General features: G+C 67.0%; 15 protein-coding genes, 1 tRNA gene and 1 pseudogene. 8 read left to right on the top strand and 9 right to left on the bottom strand.

The window, feature by feature from the left end; translation table 11 throughout:
* Positions 1-297 precede the first annotated feature (297 nt).
* The 6 genes from AABA51_RS07465 to AABA51_RS07440 all read left to right on the top strand — a co-directional run bounded on the left by AABA51_RS07465 (position 298) and on the right by AABA51_RS07440 (position 5212).
* Positions 298-612, top strand: a complete 315-nt coding sequence (locus AABA51_RS07465) for a virulence factor (RefSeq protein WP_338276054.1) — start codon at positions 298-300, stop codon at positions 610-612.
* 28 nt (positions 613-640) lie between these two features.
* Entirely contained in the window at positions 641-1549 is a 909-nt protein-coding gene (locus AABA51_RS07460) for a methylenetetrahydrofolate reductase (RefSeq protein WP_338276052.1), read from the top strand.
* Positions 1550-1567: 18 nt separating this feature from the next.
* Positions 1568-2638 carry a methyltetrahydrofolate cobalamin methyltransferase gene (locus AABA51_RS07455; RefSeq protein ID WP_338276050.1) on the top strand — a complete coding sequence of 357 codons (1071 nt, stop codon included), beginning with the start codon at positions 1568-1570 and terminating at the stop codon, positions 2636-2638.
* A 39-nt stretch (positions 2639-2677) separates the two neighbouring features.
* Positions 2678-2914 (top strand): N-(5'-phosphoribosyl)anthranilate isomerase, encoded by a 237-nt coding sequence (locus AABA51_RS07450; protein ID WP_338276048.1) that lies wholly within the window; start codon positions 2678-2680, stop codon positions 2912-2914.
* 76 nt (positions 2915-2990) lie between these two features.
* A complete protein-coding gene (locus AABA51_RS07445; protein WP_338276046.1) occupies positions 2991-5036 on the top strand; it encodes an ASKHA domain-containing protein in 2046 nt (681 codons plus the stop codon).
* A 102-nt stretch (positions 5037-5138) separates the two neighbouring features.
* A tRNA-Gly gene (locus tag AABA51_RS07440) sits at positions 5139-5212 on the top strand.
* 208 nt (positions 5213-5420) lie between these two features.
* Here AABA51_RS07440 and AABA51_RS07435 read toward each other — a convergent pair.
* Entirely contained in the window at positions 5421-6470 is a 1050-nt protein-coding gene (locus AABA51_RS07435) for an AbrB family transcriptional regulator (protein WP_338276044.1), read from the bottom strand.
* 100 nt (positions 6471-6570) lie between these two features.
* Between AABA51_RS07435 and AABA51_RS07430 the strand changes: the two genes are divergently transcribed.
* Positions 6571-7062 (top strand): acyl-CoA thioesterase, encoded by a 492-nt coding sequence (locus AABA51_RS07430; RefSeq protein WP_338276042.1) that lies wholly within the window; start codon positions 6571-6573, stop codon positions 7060-7062.
* A gap of 59 nt (positions 7063-7121) precedes the next feature.
* Here AABA51_RS07430 and pgi read toward each other — a convergent pair whose 3' ends face one another.
* From pgi to AABA51_RS07395, 7 genes and pseudogenes are all read right to left on the bottom strand, one after another.
* Positions 7122-8729, bottom strand: a complete 1608-nt coding sequence (gene pgi / locus AABA51_RS07425; RefSeq protein ID WP_338276040.1) for a glucose-6-phosphate isomerase — start codon at positions 8727-8729, stop codon at positions 7122-7124.
* 5 nt (positions 8730-8734) lie between these two features.
* Positions 8735-9406 carry a 6-phosphogluconolactonase gene (gene pgl, locus AABA51_RS07420; RefSeq protein ID WP_338276039.1) on the bottom strand — a complete coding sequence of 224 codons (672 nt, stop codon included), beginning with the start codon at positions 9404-9406 and terminating at the stop codon, positions 8735-8737.
* A gap of 1 nt (position 9407) precedes the next feature.
* A complete protein-coding gene (zwf, locus tag AABA51_RS07415) occupies positions 9408-10856 on the bottom strand; it encodes a glucose-6-phosphate dehydrogenase (RefSeq protein WP_338276037.1) in 1449 nt (482 codons plus the stop codon).
* A gap of 129 nt (positions 10857-10985) precedes the next feature.
* The gene (locus AABA51_RS07410) at positions 10986-12200 is read right to left on the bottom strand and encodes a reductive dehalogenase domain-containing protein (RefSeq protein WP_338276035.1); all 1215 of its coding nucleotides are present in this window, start codon (positions 12198-12200) and stop codon (positions 10986-10988) included.
* A pseudogene (locus tag AABA51_RS07405) lies at positions 12197-13155 on the bottom strand (agmatinase). Before AABA51_RS07405 ends, AABA51_RS07410 begins: the two are co-directional and overlap by 4 nt.
* Positions 13156-13215: 60 nt before the next feature.
* Complete coding sequence (locus AABA51_RS07400; protein WP_338276033.1) at positions 13216-15126, bottom strand: ABCB family ABC transporter ATP-binding protein/permease; 1911 nt, start codon at positions 15124-15126, stop codon at positions 13216-13218.
* 70 nt (positions 15127-15196) lie between these two features.
* Positions 15197-16639 (bottom strand): LysM peptidoglycan-binding domain-containing protein, encoded by a 1443-nt coding sequence (locus tag AABA51_RS07395; RefSeq protein WP_338276031.1) that lies wholly within the window; start codon positions 16637-16639, stop codon positions 15197-15199.
* 121 nt (positions 16640-16760) lie between these two features.
* Here AABA51_RS07395 and AABA51_RS07390 point away from each other — a divergent pair, with 121 nt between their 5' ends.
* Positions 16761-17303, top strand: coding sequence for a TIGR00730 family Rossman fold protein (locus tag AABA51_RS07390; RefSeq protein WP_338276030.1), 543 nt, complete (start codon positions 16761-16763; stop codon positions 17301-17303).
* Between the two features lie 63 nt (positions 17304-17366).
* On the opposite strand, the gene AABA51_RS07385 is transcribed toward AABA51_RS07390, so the two are convergent.
* A complete protein-coding gene (locus AABA51_RS07385; protein ID WP_338276028.1) occupies positions 17367-17966 on the bottom strand; it encodes a superoxide dismutase in 600 nt (199 codons plus the stop codon).
* Between the last annotated feature and the right edge of the window lie 78 nt (positions 17967-18044).

The following is an 18044-nucleotide window of genomic DNA, read 5'->3' as shown; positions in this document are numbered from 1 at the left end:
GCAACCGCTGCGCCGGCTCACAATGACATTGATGGCCAGCCTTGCGCACGGATTACCCGGCCACGTTCCCGGGCCCTCAGGCATGCGCGGCCCCCCTCGGCCAACCCGCTTCAACATCTTCATGAGAATTATGGGCCGCCCCGCCCCTCGCCCCTAACCGCCCTTCCGGCTATTTCCCGATGCAGGCCGGGTCGCTCCCGCCCCGGCTTGTGTCGAATTCGGAACCCGCGCCGCACCCGGCCTCGCCTATGGTGCGCCTCAACCACAGGCCCCAGGCCAGAACAAAGGACCCGCCCCATGCCCGCAATCACCCATGTCTTCTGGCGCGACATCCCCGCCCAGGTCATCGTGGGCAAGGGCCGGACCGGGGCCAAGGCCGTGCTGCCCGAGCGTTTCGAACAGGCCATCGACCGCTGCGCGATGAAGATCGGCGCCAAGGACGAGGATGCCTATCTCGCCGAATGGCGTCGCATCCCCGCAGGCGAGGCCGAGGGCGATCCCGCCACCATCGCCGCGGCCGAGATCGCGCGGCTTGACGCGGAATACGACACCGACCGCCTCAAGCGCCTGATCGCCAATGACGGCCACGACACAGACAGACCCGCCGCCTGACACCATGGCCGCCTTCCGGGAGACACTCATGGCACTTCTCAAATTCCGCTCACGCGACACGGCCCCCACCCCTGCGGGCCTGGCCGATCTCTTGTCGGGCTATTCGATCGAGGTCATGCCGCGCACCGCCGAAAAGGTGGAGGATTTCCGCAGCCTCCTGCCCGCCGGCACAAGGGTCTATATCGCCCATATCGACGGCACGCCCTTCGAGGACATGCTCGCCACCGCCCGCCGCCTGCGCGCCGAGGGCTTCGAGCCGATGCCGCATTTCCCCGCCCGCTCCATCGCGGACCGCGCCACGCTCGCCGACATGGTCGCCCGCTACCGGGGCGAGGCGGATGTGAAACAGGCGCTCCTCCTCGCAGGCGGCATCGCGAGCCCCCGCGGGCCGTTCCACTCCTCCATGCAGCTTCTGGAAACGGGTCTCTTCGACGGCTTCACCCGCCTCCATGTCGCAGGCCACCCCGAGGGCAACCGCGACATCGATCCCGACGGCGGCGAGGCCGAGGTGATGGCGGCGCTCAGCTGGAAACAGGATTTCGCCGACCGTTCCGATGCCGCCTTCGCCATCGCCACCCAATTCGCCTTCGAAGCGCCCCCCGTTCTGGCCTGGGCCGACAGGCTTGCCGCCAATGGCATCACCATGCCGATCCATCTGGGCATCGCGGGGCCCGCGAAACTCCAGACGCTCATCAAATTCGCCATCGCCTGCGGTGTCGGCGCCTCGCTCTCGGTCCTGCAAAAACGTGCCCGCGACGTGTCGAAACTGCTCCTGCCCTTCGAGCCGGACGAGATCCTGACCGATCTGGCCCGCGCCCGCGCCGAAGGCCGGGGCAAGAACATCCAGTCGATCCATTTCTTCCCCCTTGGCGGCATCAAGACCAATGCCGAATGGGCCACGGCCCATGGCGGCACCGCGCCCGCGCCCCAAATCTGATCAGGAAAGCAAGAACACATGACCCGCACCGTCATCGAATCGCAGACCCGCACCACCGTGATCGGCTTTGATCAGCCCTTCTGCGTCATCGGCGAACGGATCAATCCCACCGGCCGCAAGATCCTGAACGAGGAACTGGAGCGGGGCGATTTCTCCCGCGTGGAATCCGATGCCGTGGCCCAGGTCGAGGCCGGCGCGACCGTGCTCGACGTGAATTCCGGCGCGGTCTTTTCCAACAAGATGGGCGAAGACGCCCGCTACGCCGACAACAATTTCGTCGAACCCATGCTGATGCCGGAACTCATCCGCGTGGTTCAGGGCGTCACCGATTGCCCGATCTGCATCGACAGCTCGGTCCCCGGCGCGCTCGAGGCGGGGCTCGCCGTCGCCCATGGCCGTCCGCTCGTCAATTCCGTGACCGGCGAGGAGGAACGCCTCGAAATCGTCCTGCCCCTGATCAAGAAATACAACGTCCCCGTCGTGGCCATCTCGAACGACGACACCGGCATTTCCGAAGATCCCGATGTCCGCTTCGCCGTGGCCAAAAAGATCGTCGAACGCGCCGCCGATTTCGGCATTCCCGCCCATGACATCGTCGTCGACCCGCTCGTCATGCCCATCGGGGCCATGGCAACGGCAGGCCAGCAGGTCTTCACCCTCGTGCGCCGCCTGCGCGAGGAATTGGGCGTGAACACCACCTGCGGGGCCTCCAACATCTCCTTCGGCCTGCCCAACCGCCACGGCATCAACAACGCCTTCCTGCCCATGGCCTATGGCGCGGGCATGACGAGCGCGATCATGAACCCCGTGGCGCTCCCCGTCGGCCCCAAGGCCATCGCCGCCAAGAAGGCCGAGATCGAGGCGGCAGGCATCATGCTGCCCCCCGACATGGACGACGAGACCTTCGTCAAGCTCTTCGGCATGGGCTCCACCAAACCCCGCCCCGGCAAGGAGATGGAGGCGATCCGCGCCGCCAATTTCCTGATGAACCAGGATGATGGCGGCGGCGCCTGGATCAGGTTCAACCAGGACCCCGACGCGGCGCTGCGCGGCGGGCGCGCGGGCGGACGGCGGCGGCGCGCCGGGTGAGTAACAAAGGTTTAACCAGAATCGGGACAGGGTCGCGGCATGACCATGCTGCGCCCCGTCATCCCGCTTCCCTCGGCCCCTTGGGTCGAACAGGTCTTTTCGGCCAAGGCCGTGGATCGGGGCGGTGTCGTGCGCCGCTCGCTCCGCTGGGTGGAGGCCGAGGTGGGCCGGCAGGTTTTCGAGGCCGAGGTGCGCCGCCGGGGCTGGCATCTGGTGGAATGCAACGGCCAATTGGTCGTCTTCTGCACCCGTCGCCCCATCCAGGTTCTGTTCTGACCCGAAAATTCGTACGAATTTTCGCCCCCACCAAATTTTCGTACGAAAATTCGGCCCCTACCCCCGCGAGACATCCATGACAATCGATCCCCTCGTCATCTTCACGCCCTCGGGCAAGCGCGGCCATTTCCCGGTCGGCACCCCGATCCTGACCGCCGCGCGCCAGCTGGGCGTCGATCTCGACAGCGTCTGCGGCGGGCGCGGCATCTGCTCGAAATGCCAGATCGCCCCCTCCTACGGCGATTTCCCCAAACATGGCGTCACCGTGCGCGAGGGCGCGCTGTCGGACTGGAACGCGGTCGAGGACCGCTATGACCGCGTGCGCGGCCTGAAACCTGGTCGCAGGCTTGGCTGCCAGGCGACCGTCCAGGGCGATATCGTCGTCGATGTCCCCCCCGAAAGCCAGGTCCACCGCCAGGTCGTGCGCAAGGCCGCCTCGACCCGCGCCATCACCATGGACCCCGCCACGCGCCTCGTCCTGGTCGAAGTGGTCGAACCGGACATGCACGAACCCTCGGGCGATTTCGAACGCCTGCAAGCGGCGCTGCGCGACCAATGGCAGATCGACAGCGTGACCGCGCCCCTCAGCGTCCTGCAAAAACTGCAACCCGCACTCCGCAAGGGCAATTGGCAGGTCAGCGTCGCCCTCCACCAGCCCGCGCATTCAGACAGTTTCCAGATCCTCGATGTCTGGCCCGGCCTGCACGAGGGCGGCCTTTACGGCCTCGCCATCGACCTCGGCTCGACCACCATCGCGGCCCATCTGTGCGACCTCGCCGATGGGCGCGTGCTGGCCTCCTCGGGTCTCATGAACCCCCAGATCCGCTTCGGCGAGGATCTGATGAGCCGCGTCAGCTACGCCATGATGAACCCCGGCGGTGACCGGGAAATGACGCAAGCCGTCCAGCAGGCCATCGCCACGCTTGCCACCGAAATCGCCGCCGAAGGCGGGATCGACCCTCGGCTGATCATGGAAACCGTGATCGTCTGCAACCCGGTCATGCACCACCTGCTTCTGGGCATCGACCCCGTCGAACTGGGCCAGGCACCCTTCGCGCTCGCCACCTCGGGCAGCCTGACGCTCTCTGCCCGTGACATCGGCCTCACGACAATCGCGCCCGCGGCCCAAGTCTATCTCCTGCCCTGCATCGCGGGCCATGTGGGGGCCGATGCCGCAGCCGTCGCCCTGTCCGAAGAACCCGATCAGGCCGACCAGCTCACCCTCATCGTCGATGTCGGCACCAATGCCGAAATCCTCCTCGGCGACAAGACAGGCGTTCTCGCCTGTTCCTCGCCCACCGGCCCGGCCTTCGAGGGCGCACAGATCAGCGCGGGCCAACGTGCCGCCCCGGGTGCCATCGAACGGATCGAGATCGACCCCGTGACCAAGGAGCCCCGCTTCCGCGTCATCGGCTGCGATCTGTGGTCCGACGATCCGGGCTTTACGGAGGCCACCAAGGATACCGGCGTCACCGGCATCTGCGGCTCGGGCATCATCGAAGCCGTGGCCGAAATGCGCATGGCGGGCCTTCTCGACGCCTCGGGCCTCATCGGCGGGCCGGAGGCGACCGGCACCCCCCGCGCCGAACCCACGGGCCGCACCTTCGCCTATCTCGTCCATGACGCGACCGCCACGGGCGGCCCCCGCATCACCGTGACCCAGGGCGATATCCGCGCCATCCAGCTGGCCAAATCCGCGCTCTACGCGGGCGCGCGCCTCCTCATGGACAAGCGCGGCGTGGATCGCGTCGACCGCGTCGTCCTCGCGGGTGCCTTCGGGGCCCATATCAGCCCCAAACATGCCATGGTTCTGGGCATGATCCCCGATGCCACGCTCGACAATGTCACGAGCGCGGGCAATGCCGCAGGCCATGGCGCGCGCATCGCGCTCTGCAACCGCGAGGCCCGCCAGCGGATCGAACGGATCGTGCGCCGCATCGACAAGATCGAGACCGCCATCGAACCCCGCTTCCAGGAACATTTCGTCAACGCCAATGCGATCCCGCATGCGACCGACCCTTTCCCGGAACTCGCCAAGATAGCCCCCCTGCCACAGGTGGCCTTCGGGGCCAGCGGCAGCGCACCGGGCGGCGAAGGCGGGCGCAGGCGCCGCCGGGGCTAGACCGGTCATCGGACGGGGCTGCGTCGCGGCCAAGACAGGATCAAAGCGGGGCCGAGGGGCCTTGACGCCCCCGCCCCCGCAGGACTATCTCACCCTCGTGATGCGGGTATGGTGAAAAGGTATCACGAAAGCTTCCCAAGCTTCAGTTACGGGTTCGATTCCCGTTACCCGCTCCAAACCTCCCGGACGCAGGCAGCTTGAACAGCGCCACGCGCGGGCCTCCGTAATACCCCCGAACCATCCCGAACGCGCCCCATTCCCGCCGCGATGCGGGGGCAATCTCCTCCCATCGAAACCTCGGGCCTCTCTCCCTCCTCCCAGCCCACACGGTTTTTCCTCCCTGACCCGACTTCGGGCCGCGCTCCCCCCGGCGCGGCCCGTTTTTCACGAGGACCCAAGCGGCCCGATCCCCCCGCGCCGCGCCCTTGCGATCATCACCGGCACCAGCACCGTCAGAACCAGCAGGCGGAACACGTGATGAGCCGCCACCAGCGCAGGCTCGAGCCCGGTTTCCACCGCGATCGCCGCCATCACCTCCACCCCGCCGGGGGCAAAGGCCAGCAACAGCGCCGCCGCAGGCAATCCGATGATCCAGGACGCCACCACCGCCCCGACCGAGGCCACGGCACAAGCAACCAGCGTCGTCACGATCCCCGCCCCCAGCGCGCCCCAGACCCCCCTCGGGTCAAAGCCGCGAAACCGCGTCCCGATCAGAACGCCCATGCACAAAAACGCCCCGATCTGCAGCCAGGCCGGGATCACACCGGGGGTCAACCCGCTGCCATGCCCGATGGCCGATACCGCCATCCCCCCCAGCACCAGCGCCGCAGGCACATGAAGCCGCAAGAACACCCAGCCAAGCGCCAGCGCCGCCGGGAATGTCAGCGCCAGCGCCAGCGGGGAAATCGCCCCGTAATCGGTCAGATAGGCCTGCCCCTCCACCCCCCAGAGCGCGATCAGAACCGGCACCGCCAGCGTCAGCAGCAAGACCCTGACCGTCTGCACCAGCGCCACGCGCGGCACATCCGCCCCAAGCTCGGTCGACAGCGTCAGCACGTAACTCAGATGCCCGGGCGTCGCGCACAACAGCGCCGTCATCTTGTCATAGCCAAAGAGCGCCACAAGCGCCCGCTGCGCCACCACGATCACCGCAACCAGCGTCGCCACCAGAACCGCCAAGGACACGGGCCAGCTCAAGGCGGTGGCGATCACCTCGGGCGTCACCGTGCTCCCGATCGTCACCCCGATCACCAGGAAAACCCCGTCGCGCAGCCGCGCGGGCATCAGCGTCGGCACCCCCATCAGCGTCGCCACCGACACCGCCGCCGCAGGTCCCGTCAGAACCGCCGCCGGAAAGCCGATCAGCCAGAACAGGACCGCCCCCGCCGCCCCGATCGCCAGCGTCACCAATGTCTCGAAGATCGCCCTGCCCATCCTGCCCGCCATGCTGCGCCCGCCCACCGCACGAAAGCGCGATTGCAGCCTGGGTTCAAGCGGGCTTGCACCGCGCGCTTGCCCGCGCCAAACCATCCCCATGGATCTGCGCTATCACACCCCCCTCGATGCCCCGGCGCTGCGCGCACAGGGCATCCCCGCGCCTTGGGGCTTCGGCCTCGCCGACCGCGTCCGCTTCGGCGAGATCGACGCGCTGGGTCACGTCAACAACACCGCCTATCTGCGCTGGTTCGAAAGCTTCCGCCTGCCCTATCTCTCGGCGCGCCATGTCACCGATTACGGCCCCGACAGCCCGCGCCTTGTCCTCAAACACGCCAGCTGCGACTACCTGGCCGAGATGGTTCAGGCGATGGATTACGTGGTCACGGGCCGCACGCGGGCCTTTCGCACCACGTCTTTCACCATGGATTACGCCGTCTGGCTCCCCGATCCCGCAGGCGCGCGCCAGACCGCGGCGGGCAGCGCGATCATCGTGCTCCTCGACCGCCACGGAAACGGCCGCCACAAGATCCCCGTGGAAGCCCGCGACGCCCTCCAAAATCTCGACGGCGCCGTCCCTGAAAGCGCCTGATCCTTCATCTTTCCAGAAATATGCAGGCCAGCAAGCCCCGCATGGCGCCGCGCCGGGGGTCAGCCCTCCCCCCGCGCAAAGGCGACAAGCGCCAGCGTGGAGCCGTCCTTGCCACGGCCATCGCTTGCCCCCGACAGAACCGGCTCGAGCGACTTCGCCAATTCCTTGCCCAGCTCGACCCCCCATTGGTCAAAGGAATTGATGCCAAGGATAACCCCCTCGACAAAGACCCGATGCTCGTAAAGCGCGATGATCCGCCCCAGCATCGCAGGCGTGAGCTTGGGATAGATCAGCGTGGTCGAGGGCCTGTTGCCCGGAAAGACCCGGTGGCGCGCCTGCCGCTCCAGCTCCGCCCCCTCAAGCCCCTTTGCGGCCATGATCGCGCGCGCCTCCGCAAGGCTCCGACCCCGCATCAAGGCTTCCGATTGCGCCAGGCAATTGGCGACCAGCAGCCGGTGATGATGCGCCAGTTCCGGCTCATGGCCTTCGGCGGCGACAAGGAACTCGCAGGGCACCACCCGCGTGCCCTGGTGGATCAACTGATAGAACGCATGCTGCCCGTTCGTCCCCGGCTCGCCCCAGACAACCGGCCCCGAGGGTAGCGCCAGATCGCTCCCATCCATCGCCACGCGCTTGCCGTTGCTCTCCATCTCCAGCTGCTGAAGATAGGCGGGCAGCCGCGACAGCCGCTGATCATAGGGCAGCACCGTGCGGGTCGCATGGCCCTGCACCTGCGCATGCCAGATCCCCACCAGCGCCAGCAGCACGGGCAGGTTCTCGTCCAACTCCGCAGCCCGGAAATGGTCGTCCATCTCGCGCGCGCCCTGCAGGAATTCCCCGAACCTTTCCGGCCCGACCGCCAGCATCAGCCCCAGGCCGATGGGCCCCCACAGCGAATAGCGTCCGCCCACCCAATCCTCGAAACCAAAGACCCGCTCGGGGTCGATGCCAAAGGCGCTCGTCAGATCGACGGCACTCGACAGCGCCACGAATTGCTTGGCCGGATCGGCCACAGCGCGCCCCATCCAATCCCGCGCCGTCTGGGCATTGGTCATCGTCTCGATCGTGGTAAAGGTCTTGGAGGCGACGATCACCAGCGTGCGCGCAGGGTCCAGCCCCTTCAGCACGTCATGGATATGCGCCCCGTCCACGTTCGAGACGTAATGCACCCTCGGCCCGTCATGCCAAGGCGCCAGCGCCAGCGTCGCCATCGCAGGGCCCAGATCCGATCCCCCGATCCCGATATTGACCACATCGCTATAGCGCCCACCCGCGCCTTTGATCTCGCCCGCCCGGATCTTGTCGGCGAATGCCGCCATCCGCGCCCGCGTTTCCAAAACCCCCGGCATCACGTCCTGACCATCGACGCGGATCGGACCGCTCTCGGCCCTCAGCGCCGTATGCAGCACCGCGCGCCCCTCGGTCTCGTTGATCTTGTCGCCCGAAAACATCGCCTCGCGCCGCGCCTCGACACCCGCCGCCCGCGCCAGATCGATCAGCCGCGCCAGAACCGTATCGTCGATCTGCGTCTTGGAAAAATCGAACAGCATGTCGTCCATGCGCCGCGAAAACCGCGCAGCGCGGCTGTCATCCTCGAACAGCGAGACAAGGCTCCGCCCCTCGACACCCGCCGCCAAAGCCTTGAGATCATTCCAGATCGCGTCCATTTCCCTCACTCCGCCCAATGCACCACGGCCTGCCCCAGCACGGCGCGCACCGGCGCTTGCGTCGCGGACAGATGCTGCGCCCGTTCCAGGGCCGCGCGCTTCTCCGCCCCCGTGATCAGGATATGCAGGCTCAACGCGCCCTTCAGCACGGGGGCCGTCAGCGTGATGCGCGGCTCGCCCGCGCCCTCGGCCCGCATCGCCATCAGGGGCGGCGCATCCTCGGCCAGCGCCGCCTCAAGATTGTCGGCACCGGGAAAGAGGCTCGCGGTATGCATATCCGCCCCCATCCCGAGCAGCACGACCGACAGCGGCAAATGCGGCACCAGCCCCTCGGCCAGCTCCGCGATCTTGTCCTCGGGCTGTGCGGCGGGCGCGTAAAGCGGGATCAACGTCGCCGCCGATGCCTTTGACACCAATAGCCTTTTGCGCAGCAGCCCCGTGTTCGACCGGGGGCTGTCCTCGGGCACCCACCGCTCGTCGTTCAACACCACCGACACCCGGTCCCAATCGAGCGCCTGCTCGCTCAACAGATCGAACACCGGCCCGGGTGTCGTGCCCCCCGGCACGCTGAAACTCGCCCGTTCGTTCAACCGCAAGGCTTCGGCCAGATCGGCGGTCAGCCGGTCGGCCAGACCCAAGCTCAACAGGTCGCGGTCGGGATATTCGATCAGCTCCATCTCAGATCTCCCGCCAGCGGCGGTTGTCGCGATGCATCAGGATCGCGGCTTCTTCCGGCCCCGAACTGCCCGCGTGATAGGGCACGGGCCGGTCGCCCCGCGCCTCCCATCCCGCGATGATCGGGTCGGTCCAGCCCCAGGCCGCCTCCACCTCGTCGCCGCGCATGAACAGCGTCTGGTTGCCCCGGATCACATCCATGATCAGCCGCTCATAGGCATCGGGCACATCGGCCACTTCCGGTCCCAGCGCATCGGCGAAACTCATGTCGAGCGGCACGTCGATCAGGCGCATGCCCCCCGGCCCCGGCTCCTTGATCGTCACGCGCAGATCGATCCCCTCGTCGGGTTGCAGCCGGATCGACAGCACATTGGCGCGGTTTCCCGCATCCGCATCGAAAATCGAATGCGGCGTCTCCTTGAAATGGATGACGATCTCGGATTTCCGCGCGCGCAGCCGCTTGCCCGTGCGCAGGTAGAACGGCGTCCGGTTCCAGCGCCAATTGGCGACATGCAGCTTCATGGCGATGAAACTTTCGGTGCGGCTCACCTCCGCCTCCACATCCTCCAGGTAACCCGCATGACCACCCGCCGCCTTGTATTGGCCCCGCACGATGTCGATGGGCGCGACCGGATCGAGCGCGCGAATGACCTTCAGCTTCTCGTCGCGCACCGCATCGGGTTCGAAGCGCGCGGGCGGCTCCATCGCGGTCAGGCACAACAGCTGCATCAGGTGGTTCTGCACCATGTCCCGCATGGCCCCGGATTTGTCGTAATAGGCCCCGCGCCCGCCCACGCCCACCTCCTCGGCCACCGTGATCTGCACGTGATCCACGTATTGCGCGTTCCACAGCGGCTCGAACAACGTATTGCCGAACCGCACCGCCATCAGGTTCTGGACCGTCTCTTTCCCGAGGTAATGGTCAATGCGATAGATCTGGGCTTCGTCGAAATGGGTGGCCAGCGTCGCGTTCAGCGCGCGCGCCGTCTCCAGATCGCGGCCAAAGGGCTTTTCCACCACGATGCGCGCGTCCTTCCGCGCGATCTCGAAATGGTGCAGCCGCTCGGCCAAGGCCCCGAAAAGCCCCGGCGCGACCGAGAAATAAAAGGCCTGCACCACGTTCTCGCGCATCGCGGCGCGCAGATCTTCCCAACCCGCATCGCCATGGGCATCGACCGCCACATAGCTCAACCGCTCCAGAAAGGCCGCAAGCCCCTTCGCATCCCGCTTTTGCGCCGGCAAAAAGGTCTCGATCGCCTCGGCCACCTGCTCGGCAAAGGCCGCATTATCCTGTTCGGTCCGGGCCGCGCCGATGATCCGCGCCTCGGGCGGCATCTGCCCGTCGCAGAACCGCCGGTACAGCCCCGGCAGGATCTTGCGCCGCGCCAGGTCGCCCGTGGCCCCAAAGATGACAAGGTCGAACGGATCGACCGGAATGACACGCGATACCATGACTGCCTTTCCCCTGCCAAGCGGGTCCCGTTAGCGCTAACGGACCCTGTGACCGGCAGATACACCCTGCTTGCGCGCAAGTCTAGCAGAAGGCCCGCCTGCGACAACCGCCCGCCCCGGCTTGTGCGCTCACCGGCGGTGACCGGCCCACCATTCGGCCGGTTTCGCACGCCGCGCGACGCCGCGCCGACGCTCCCAGATCCGGGCAAGCCTGCGCCCCGACGGCCCGAACCGCCCCATGGCCAGCCCCCGCCACAGGCGCGCGGACAGCCCCCTCACCGGTCGCGCAAAGGGGCAGACGCGCATGCAGATCGCGCAATCCGTTTTCAGCTTCGCCCAATAGCCGAAACAGGCCTCCGCATCCGACGACCATTTGCGCACCCCCCGCCAGGTCGAGGGCGAACCTTTCGTCACCTCTTCCCCGAAATCGGGCGCGCCAAAGGGCAAGGCCCTGACCGGACAGGCCCGCGCACAGATTTCGCAGCCCTCGCAATAGGCTGCCATCCCCAGCTTGCGGGGGGTGTCCACGGCCAGCGGCAGATCGGTGAAGATCTTGGAAAACCGCACCCTCGGCCCGAATTCGGGGGTCAGCACCATCTGGTTCCGCCCGTATTCCCCCAGCCCCGCCTTGATCGCATAGGGGATGACCAGCGCCGTGTCGTTCATGCTGGCCACCGCCTGATAGCCCAGGTTGCGGATATAGGCCGCGACCTGCATCACGATGGCCGCCTCGTGGCTGTATTCCCGCCCCGTCGCGGCCCCCGCCAGCGCACTGGGATAGGTCTCGACCAATCCCGCATCCATCGCATGGCCCATCACGATGACATGGGTCAGCCCCTCGGGCAGATCGTTGGCGACAGGCTCCATTGTCCGCACATCCGGTCGCTCGGCATAATGCCAGCGCAGGTCCAGATGGGTGATCCCCACCAGATCGGCCCCGAACAGCTTTGCCACGGCCTTGATCTCGGCGGCCTCCGCCTCGGGCGATCCCAATTCCGCCCGCTCCGGCGCAACCGGCGTATCGGCCTGGATCGGGGCCTGGAACCCCTCGCGCAGCCCTTCGGCGGCCGAGCGTTCCGACACGATGTCCGAAATCAGCCAAGCCGCGTTGCGCAACGCGAAATCCTTTTGGGTGAATCCGTCGCCCCGGCGCGGCGCGGCCTCCATCCGGTAGCTGGCGAAAAAGGCGTCGGTGTCCTTCGTCCGCACCCTCTCGTCGCGAAAGGCGCGGGTGAAGATGTCGTTCATCTGGCTGAACCGCCCAGCCCCCGCCACCACCTCGAACCCGGCCCTTCGGTCGGTTTCCAGCAGATGCGCGGGCGTGCGGTCCGCAGGCGTGGTCATTCCGGCAACATCGCGCACAGCAGCTCGAACATCACCGATGCCCCCAGCCATGCCGTGATCCCGCCCGTGTCGAAGGGCGGCGAGACCTCGACCAGATCGGCCCCGATGAGATCAAGCCCCCGCAGCGCCCGCACGCATTGAATTGCCTCAAAGGAATTCGGCCCCCCGACCTCCGGCGTCCCGGTTCCCGGCGCATAGGCCGGATCGACGAAATCGATGTCGAAACTGGCATAGGTCGGGCCATCCCCCACGACCTCCCGCGCGATCTGCATGACCGCAGGCCAGCCAAGCGCGACACATTCCTCGATGGGCAGGATGCGCACACCCCGATCCCAGCCATACTGGAAATCCGCGTTGTTGTAGGACGTGCCCCGCATCCCCGCCATGACGCAGCGCGTAGGGTCCAGACAGCCTTCCTCGATCGCCTGCCGGAACGGGTTGCCATGGGTCAGCGTGCGGCCCCCGAAATAGGGCGGGTAAAGATCGGTGTGGCTGTCGAGCAGCACAAGCCCAAAGGCCTCCCCCCGCGCCGCGCGCAATTCGCGCAGAACCGTCAGGGTGCACAGATGATCCCCCCCAACCATGAAGGGCCGGATCCCCTGCCCCAGAACCCCCGGATGAAGGCCTGCGCATTCCCCAGCGCCTCGTCCTGATCGACCGGGCTCATCGCCACATCGCCCAGGTCGGCGATCTTGACCGCGCGAAACGGCTCTTGCCCGGTCGCGCGGTTCCTTTCCCGGATCATGGTCGAGGCATCGCGCAAGGCCCGTGGCCCATGCCGCGCCCCCGGCCTGTTCGAGGTCGCCCCATCCCAGGGCAGGCCAAAGATCCCGATATCCACCTCCGCCCGGCGCGGATGCTCGGGCGGCAGATAGGGCAACCGCATGAAGCTGGGCACACCCGCATAGCGCGGCAGGTCCGTGCCCGAAGGCGGCTGGAAAAACGGGTCGGTCATGGGCGGCACCTTTGGGTTGGACGGGCTTTGGCACAGGCTAGCGCCCGCCGCCCCGCCCGTCTACGCTCCGCCCGTCTCGGCCCCGCCGCCCTCGGCCTCTTCCTCCTCGGCCATCTGCCTTGCCCACATCGAGGCATAGCGCCCACCGCGCGCCAGCAGCTCCTCATGGGTGCCGCGCTCCACGATCTCTCCTGCCTCGAGGACAAGGATCTGATCGGCCTCCACCACCGTCGACAACCGGTGCGCGATGGTGATGACCGACCGGCCCTGCCCCATCATCCGCAGCTCGTTCTGGATGTCGCGCTCGGTTTCCGTATCCAGCGCCGATGTCGCCTCGTCCAATAGCAGGATCGGCGGGTCCTTCAGCAGCGTGCGCGCGATCCCCACCCGCTGCTTTTCGCCCCCCGACAGCTTCAGCCCCCGCTCGCCCACGGCCGTGTCATAACCCTCGGGCAGGGACAGGATGAAATCATGGATGCGCGCGGCCTTGGCGGCGGCCACGATCTCGGCATCGGTCGCGCCCGCGCGCCCGTAACCGATGTTGTAGCGGATCGTGTCGTTGAACAGCACCGTGTCCTGCGGCACGACGCCGATCGCGTCATGCAGGCTCACCTGCGTCACGTCGCGCAGATCCTGCCCGTCGATCAAGATCGCGCCCCCCGTCACGTCATAGAACCGGAACAACAGCCGCCCGATGGTCGATTTGCCCGATCCCGACGGCCCGACCAGCGCCACGGTCTCGCCGGGCTTCAGCGTGAAATCCAATCCCTTCAGGATCGGACGGCTCGGATCATAGGCAAAGCGCACGCCCTCGAACCGCACCTCGCCGCCCGCCACCCGCAATTCGGGGGCATCCGGCTTGTCCGCGATCTCGCGCGGTTGTTCCAGCAGATCGAACATCTCGCCCATATCGACCAGCGCCTGCCGGATCTCGCGATAGACCGTGCCAAGGAAATTCAGCGGGATCGTGATCTGGATCATGAAGGCGTTGACCATGACGAAATCGCCCACCGTCAGATCGCCTTGCTGCACGCCGATGGCCGCCATCACCATGACGATCACAAGCCCCGCCGTGATGATCACCGATTGCCCGAAGTTCAGAACCGCCAGCGACAGCGCCGTCTTGATCGCGGCCCCCTCGTAACCTGCCATCGCGCGGTCATAGCGCTCCGCCTCGCGCGCCTCGGCCCCGAAATACTTGACCGTCTCGAAGTTCAGCAGGCTGTCCACGGCCTTCTGGTTGGCATCCGTGTCCTGCGCGTTCATCTCGCGCCGGATCTTCACCCGCCATTCCGTGACGGTGAAGGTGAACCAGACATAAAGCACGATGGTCACGATCAGCACGACCATGTAGCCCAGATCGAAATAGAGACCCAGCACGATGGCCGTCAGCAGCAGCTCCACCAAGAGCGGCCCGATGGAAAACAGCATGAAGCGCAGCAGGAAATCGACGCCCTTCACCCCGCGCTCGATGATCCGGCTCAACCCGCCCGTCTTGCGCGTGATGTGATAGCGCAAGGACAGCGCATGGATGTGGTTGAAGGTCTCCAGCGCCAATTGCCTGAGCGCACCTTGCGCCACCCGCGCGAAAACCGCGTCGCGCAATTGCTGGAACCCCACATTCGCCGCCCGCGCCAGACCATAGGCGACCGTCAGGCCCACAGCCCCCAACCCCAACAAAAAGGCAGGGCTCGTGACCTCGCCGCCCAGGCTGTCGACGGCATATTTGTAGAGAAACGGCGTCCCGATCGAGATCAGCTTGGCCAGGATCAAAAAGCCCATGGCCGCCACGACCCGCTGTTTCACCCATGGCTTGTCCTCGGGCCAGAGATAGGGGGCCACCTTGCGGATCGTGCGCAGCCCAGAACGGCGCTCGTCGGCCTCGATACGGTCGGGCTGCGGCGGCGTCGCGCGGCTTGCGCCGGTCCGGGTCTCTGCGCCGTTTCCGGCTGCGCGTGTGTCGGCTGGCATGGTCGATCCTTGCGGGCGTGTCGCCGTCTACCTATGCCCCGCCAAACGAAATGGCCAGAGCCGCCCGCCCTCAGGGGGCGGCGCGCGGCAGATCGGGCAGCGCAAAGATCTGGCCCGGAAAGATCAGGTCCGGATCGCGGATCAGGTCGCGGTTTTCCTCGAAAATCTGCACGTAGCGGATGCCGTCGCCGAAATTCGCCTCCGCGATCCCCCACAACGTGAACCCGCGCTGGACCGTGATGACCGTGGCACCGGGATCGACCAGCATCGGATTGTCGCGGATACGGTCGGGATCTTCCCGCAAGAAGGGCGTTTCGATCCGCCCCGTCACGCTGCCATCGGCGGCCAGCTGTTCCAGCCGCAAGGTATAGGTGCCCGGATCGACATCGGGCAGATCGAGGCTCCATTCCCCGCCCGGACCGACCGCGCCACTCGTGACCTCGCGGTTGTCGAGCGTCGCGCGCACATCGCCCTGACCCGGCGCACGCCCCGCCAGCGTCACGGCCCCCGCGACATCATAGGTGATCGCATCGAGCCGCAATTCCGGCAGGGTTTCCGCAGCCCCCCCCGGCCCCTGCAAGACCCGAACCCCCGTCTCGTCGGCCAAAAGCACCGCCGGGGCTTCGGGCGCGGCCACGGGCGCAGGTTCGACCACCGGCGCTTGCGCGGCCTCCTCGACCGGGGCAGGTGCCACCGCCTCCGCAACCTCGACCGCAGGGGCCGGTTCCGGCGCGACCACGGGCTCGGTGACCGGCTCGGCCACGGCCGCAACCTCCTCGACCGGTTCGGGCGCAGCCTCGGGCGCGCTCTCCACCGTCTCGGCCACAGGCTCCGCCTCGGCCACCACGGCCTCCTCTGCCGCGACCTCGGTCGGCGCGGCCTCTGCCGGGGCTTCCGCAACTGCCTGCGCCTCATCCGCCGGGGCCTCTGCCGGGGCTTCGGCCACGACCTCTTCCACCGTCTCCGGCGCGGGCGCTTCCGGGGTCTCGGCCACCACGGGCCCGGCAAAGGGCGCGATCAGCGCCGTGCCCGCCCCGTCGATCTCCGTGCCATCCGGCATGACCGCCCGCAGTCCCAGAATGCGCGGCGCCTCCGAGGGCTCGAGCGACAAGAACGCCGCGAATTGCCCGCCCGCATCCGCCGTCACCGTCTCGACGATCTCGCCATCCAGAACCAGCACCACCGACGCCTCCGCAGGCGCGCGCCCCGCGATCACCGCGCTGCCCGTCGCATCGACCCGCACCAGATCGAACCGGGGCGGCTCCGGGGCCACCACAGCCTCCTCCGCGACAGGGGCCTCCGATGCGACCTCGGTCGCGCTCTCCTCGGCCTCGGCAGGCTCCGCCGGCGCTTCCGCAGTCGTCTGCGTCGCCTCAGGCGCGCTTTCGGGCGTTTCCCGCATCACGGCAAAGCCGACCGCCACGGCGACCAGCACAAGGCCCACCAGCGCCGCGATCGTCACCTGCGACATCGCCCCCGCAGAAGCCTGTCCCGTCGTCTTGGGGTCCGCCATGGATGTTCCGTCTCCCTGTCTCCGGCGGCGATCCGCCCGGCGACCATGTCCCGGCCTGCTTGAGCGCAAGCCCCTTTGCGCCTATCAGGTGGCAAAACCCGTTCAAGTGCAAGGGATGCCGATGCAAAGCCTCTCCGTCTGTGTCTATTGTGGCGCGCGCCCCGGCACCGATCCCGCCCATATGGAAGCGGCCACCGAACTGGGCCTCAGCCTCGCGGGCGCGGGCCTGCGCCTCGTTTATGGCGCGGGGGATGTCGGGCTGATGGGGGCCGTCGCCCGCGCGGCCCAGGCGGCAGGCGGCCAGACCTTCGGCGTCATCCCCGCCCATCTCATGGCATGGGAGGTCGGCAAGCGCGACCTGACCACCTTCGTCGTCACCGAAACCATGCATGAACGCAAAAAGGTCATGTTCATGAATGCCGATGCTGTGGCCGTCCTGCCCGGTGGCGCAGGCTCGCTCGACGAATTGTTCGAAGTTCTGACATGGCGGCAATTGGGGCTCCACGCCAAACCCGTCTACCTCTTGGACGTGAACGGCTACTGGCAACCGCTTCTGGCGCTCATCGATCACGTGATCGCCCAGGGCTTCGCCGATCCGGGCTTGCGCGATTACCTCACCGTGGTCCCCGATGTGCCGGCCCTCATGGCCCATCTCGCCCCCTGACCGCCGCAAACGAAAACGGCCCGCCAGATCGGGCGGGCCGCATCGCATCGTGACCGTCGGAAATCAGAGGCGCGAGGCCACGTTTTCCCAATTCACCAGCTTGTTGAGGAAATTCTCCAGATAGGCGGGCCGCTTGTTGCGGAAATCGATGTAGTAGGAATGTTCCCACACATCGCAGCCCAAAAGCGCCGTCTGGCCAAAGCACAGCGGGTTCACCCCGTTCTCGGTCTTGGTGACCTTCAGCCCGCCATCGACGTCCTTCACCAGCCAGCACCAGCCCGAGCCGAACTGGCCCGCGCCCGCCGCCGAAAACTGCGCCTTGAACTCGTCGACCGACCCAAAGCTTTCGACCAGCGCCTTTTCCAGCTCGCCCGGCATGCCGCCTTCGCCCGGACCCATCATGTCCCAGAACTGGTTGTGGTTCCAATGCTGCGACGCGTTGTTGAAGATGCCGTTCTGCGCCACAGCACCCGCCTGGTAGGTGCCGGTGATGATCTCCTCGAGGGATTTGTTCTCCCACTCGGTGCCCGCGATCAGCTTGTTGCCGTTGTCGACATAGGCCTTGTGATGCAGGTCGTGGTGATATTCCAGCGTCTCGCGGCTCATGCCGAGGCCTGCCAGCGCATCATGGGAATACGGAAGATCGGGAAGTGTGAAAGCCATGTGTCGGCCCCCCTCGTTGTTGGTTGTCGGTTGCGGCACAGATGGAGGTCGGACCGGGGGGGCGTCAACCCCACGCCC

The sequence above is a fragment of the Roseicyclus marinus genome (genome assembly GCF_036322625.1).
GTDB lineage: Bacteria > Pseudomonadota > Alphaproteobacteria > Rhodobacterales > Rhodobacteraceae > Roseicyclus > Roseicyclus marinus_A.
This window is presented reverse-complemented; position numbering and strand designations above follow the sequence as displayed.

Excerpts from the sequence above, each read along its gene's own strand:
- AABA51_RS07465 (WP_338276054.1), top strand. The coding sequence starts at position 298 with ATGCCCGCAATCACCCATGTCTTCTGGCGCGACATCCCCGCCCAGGTC.
- AABA51_RS07460 (WP_338276052.1), top strand. The coding sequence starts at position 641 with ATGGCACTTCTCAAATTCCGCTCACGCGACACGGCCCCCACCCCTGCG.
- AABA51_RS07455 (WP_338276050.1), top strand. The coding sequence starts at position 1,568 with ATGACCCGCACCGTCATCGAATCGCAGACCCGCACCACCGTGATCGGC.
- AABA51_RS07450 (WP_338276048.1), top strand. The coding sequence starts at position 2,678 with ATGACCATGCTGCGCCCCGTCATCCCGCTTCCCTCGGCCCCTTGGGTC.
- AABA51_RS07445 (WP_338276046.1), top strand. The coding sequence starts at position 2,991 with ATGACAATCGATCCCCTCGTCATCTTCACGCCCTCGGGCAAGCGCGGC.
- AABA51_RS07435 (WP_338276044.1), bottom strand. The coding sequence starts at position 6,470 with ATGGGCAGGGCGATCTTCGAGACATTGGTGACGCTGGCGATCGGGGCG.
- AABA51_RS07430 (WP_338276042.1), top strand. The coding sequence starts at position 6,571 with ATGGATCTGCGCTATCACACCCCCCTCGATGCCCCGGCGCTGCGCGCA.
- pgi (WP_338276040.1), bottom strand. The coding sequence starts at position 8,729 with ATGGACGCGATCTGGAATGATCTCAAGGCTTTGGCGGCGGGTGTCGAG.
- pgl (WP_338276039.1), bottom strand. The coding sequence starts at position 9,406 with ATGGAGCTGATCGAATATCCCGACCGCGACCTGTTGAGCTTGGGTCTG.
- zwf (WP_338276037.1), bottom strand. The coding sequence starts at position 10,856 with ATGGTATCGCGTGTCATTCCGGTCGATCCGTTCGACCTTGTCATCTTT.
- AABA51_RS07410 (WP_338276035.1), bottom strand. The coding sequence starts at position 12,200 with ATGACCACGCCTGCGGACCGCACGCCCGCGCATCTGCTGGAAACCGAC.
- AABA51_RS07400 (WP_338276033.1), bottom strand. The coding sequence starts at position 15,126 with ATGCCAGCCGACACACGCGCAGCCGGAAACGGCGCAGAGACCCGGACC.
- AABA51_RS07395 (WP_338276031.1), bottom strand. The coding sequence starts at position 16,639 with ATGGCGGACCCCAAGACGACGGGACAGGCTTCTGCGGGGGCGATGTCG.
- AABA51_RS07390 (WP_338276030.1), top strand. The coding sequence starts at position 16,761 with ATGCAAAGCCTCTCCGTCTGTGTCTATTGTGGCGCGCGCCCCGGCACC.
- AABA51_RS07385 (WP_338276028.1), bottom strand. The coding sequence starts at position 17,966 with ATGGCTTTCACACTTCCCGATCTTCCGTATTCCCATGATGCGCTGGCA.